Here is a 2,986-nt window from a genome sequence, read left to right as displayed (position 1 = left end):
GTATGTTCTTTGAAAACTAGATAACAGTGTAGCTCATATTTTTTAATTTTTAGTTTGGTTAAGTTAGAAAGGGCGCACGGTGGATGCCTTGACACTAGGAGTCGATGAAGGACGGGACTAACGCCGATATGCTTCGGGGAGCTGTAAGTAAGCTTTGATCCGAAGATTTCCGAATGGGGAAACCCACTATACGTAATGGTATGGTATCCTTACCTGAATACATAGGGTATGGAAGACAGACCCAGGGAACTGAAACATCTAAGTACCTGGAGGAAGAGAAAGCAAATGCGATTTCCTGAGTAGCGGCGAGCGAAACGGAACATAGCCCAAACCAAGAGGCTTGCCTCTTGGGGTTGTAGGACATTCTATACGGAGTTACAAAGGAACGAGGTAGACGAAGCGACCTGGAAAGGTCCGTCGTAGAGGGTAACAACCCCGTAGTCGAAACTTCGTTCTCTCTTGAATGTATCCTGAGTACGGCGGAACACGTGAAATTCCGTCGGAATCTGGGAGGACCATCTCCCAAGGCTAAATACTCCCTAGTGATCGATAGTGAACCAGTACCGTGAGGGAAAGGTGAAAAGCACCCCGGAAGGGGAGTGAAAGAGATCCTGAAACCGTGTGCCTACAAATAGTCAGAGCCCGTTAATGGGTGATGGCGTGCCTTTTGTAGAATGAACCGGCGAGTTACGATCCCGTGCAAGGTTAAGCTGAAGAGGCGGAGCCGCAGCGAAAGCGAGTCTGAATAGGGCGTTTAGTACGTGGTCGTAGACCCGAAACCAGGTGATCTACCCATGTCCAGGGTGAAGTTCAGGTAACACTGAATGGAGGCCCGAACCCACGCACGTTGAAAAGTGCGGGGATGAGGTGTGGGTAGCGGAGAAATTCCAATCGAACCTGGAGATAGCTGGTTCTCCCCGAAATAGCTTTAGGGCTAGCCTTAAGTGTAAGAGTCTTGGAGGTAGAGCACTGATTGAACTAGGGGTCCTCATCGGATTACCGAATTCAGTCAAACTCCGAATGCCAATGACTTATCCTTAGGAGTCAGACTGCGAGTGATAAGATCCGTAGTCAAGAGGGAAACAGCCCAGATCGCCAGCTAAGGTCCCAAAGTGTGTATTAAGTGGAAAAGGATGTGGAGTTGCTTAGACAACTAGGATGTTGGCTTAGAAGCAGCCACCATTTAAAGAGTGCGTAATAGCTCACTAGTCGAGTGACTCTGCGCCGAAAATGTACCGGGGCTAAATACACCACCGAAGCTGCGAATTGATACCAATGGTATCAGTGGTAGGGGAGCGTTCTAAGTGCAGTGAAGTCAGACCGGAAGGACTGGTGGAGCGCTTAGAAGTGAGAATGCCGGTATGAGTAGCGAAAGACGGGTGAGAATCCCGTCCACCGAATGCCTAAGGTTTCCTGAGGAAGGCTCGTCCGCTCAGGGTTAGTCAGGACCTAAGCCGAGGCCGACAGGCGTAGGCGATGGACAACAGGTTGATATTCCTGTACCACCTCTTTATCGTTTGAGCAATGGAGGGACGCAGAAGGATAGAAGAAGCGTGCGATTGGTTGTGCACGTCCAAGCAGTTAGGCTGATAAGTAGGCAAATCCGCTTATCGTGAAGGCTGAGCTGTGATGGGGAAGCTCCTTATGGAGCGAAGTCTTTGATTCCCCGCTGCCAAGAAAAGCTTCTAGCGAGATAAAAGGTGCCTGTACCGCAAACCGACACAGGTAGGCGAGGAGAGAATCCTAAGGTGTGCGAGAGAACTCTGGTTAAGGAACTCGGCAAAATGACCCCGTAACTTCGGGAGAAGGGGTGCTTTCTTAACGGAAAGCCGCAGTGAATAGGCCCAAGCGACTGTTTAGCAAAAACACAGCTCTCTGCGAAGCCGTAAGGCGAAGTATAGGGGGTGACACCTGCCCGGTGCTGGAAGGTTAAGGAGAGGGGTTAGCGTAAGCGAAGCTCTGAACTGAAGCCCCAGTAAACGGCGGCCGTAACTATAACGGTCCTAAGGTAGCGAAATTCCTTGTCGGGTAAGTTCCGACCCGCACGAAAGGTGTAACGATTTGGGCACTGTCTCAACCAGAGACTCGGTGAAATTATAGTACCTGTGAAGATGCAGGTTACCCGCGACAGGACGGAAAGACCCCGTGGAGCTTTACTGTAGCCTGATATTGAATTTTGGTACAGTTTGTACAGGATAGGCGGGAGCCATTGAAACCGGAGCGCTAGCTTCGGTGGAGGCGCTGGTGGGATACCGCCCTGACTGTATTGAAATTCTAACCTACGGGTCTTATCGACCCGGGAGACAGTGTCAGGTGGGCAGTTTGACTGGGGCGGTCGCCTCCTAAAGTGTAACGGAGGCGCCCAAAGGTTCCCTCAGAATGGTTGGAAATCATTCGTAGAGTGCAAAGGCATAAGGGAGCTTGACTGCGAGACCTACAAGTCGAGCAGGGACGAAAGTCGGGCTTAGTGATCCGGTGGTTCCGCATGGAAGGGCCATCGCTCAACGGATAAAAGCTACCCCGGGGATAACAGGCTTATCTCCCCCAAGAGTCCACATCGACGGGGAGGTTTGGCACCTCGATGTCGGCTCATCGCATCCTGGGGCTGTAGTCGGTCCCAAGGGTTGGGCTGTTCGCCCATTAAAGCGGTACGCGAGCTGGGTTCAGAACGTCGTGAGACAGTTCGGTCCCTATCCGTCGTGGGCGTAGGAAATTTGAGAGGAGCTGTCCTTAGTACGAGAGGACCGGGATGGACGCACCGCTGGTGTACCAGTTGTTCTGCCAAGGGCATAGCTGGGTAGCTATGTGCGGAAGGGATAAGTGCTGAAAGCATCTAAGCATGAAGCCCCCCTCAAGATGAGATTTCCCATAGCGTAAGCTAGTAAGATCCCTGAAAGATGATCAGGTTGATAGGTTCGAGGTGGAAGCATGGTGACATGTGGAGCTGACGAATACTAATAGATCGAGGACTTAACCATATAATATG

1 rRNA gene is annotated in these 2,986 nt (G+C 51.2%); it reads left to right on the top strand.

Annotated elements, in window-relative coordinates:
* The first annotated feature begins 56 nt into the window (after positions 1-56).
* A 23S ribosomal RNA gene (locus ACO6VI_RS32840) occupies positions 57-2,978 on the top strand.
* Positions 2,979-2,986: the final 8 nt, after the last annotated feature.

The organism is Bacillus sp. PSXD-155 (assembly GCF_049310765.1).
GTDB classification, from domain to species: Bacteria; Bacillota; Bacilli; order Bacillales; family Bacillaceae_G; genus Bacillus_A; species Bacillus_A cereus.
This window is presented reverse-complemented; position numbering and strand designations above follow the sequence as displayed.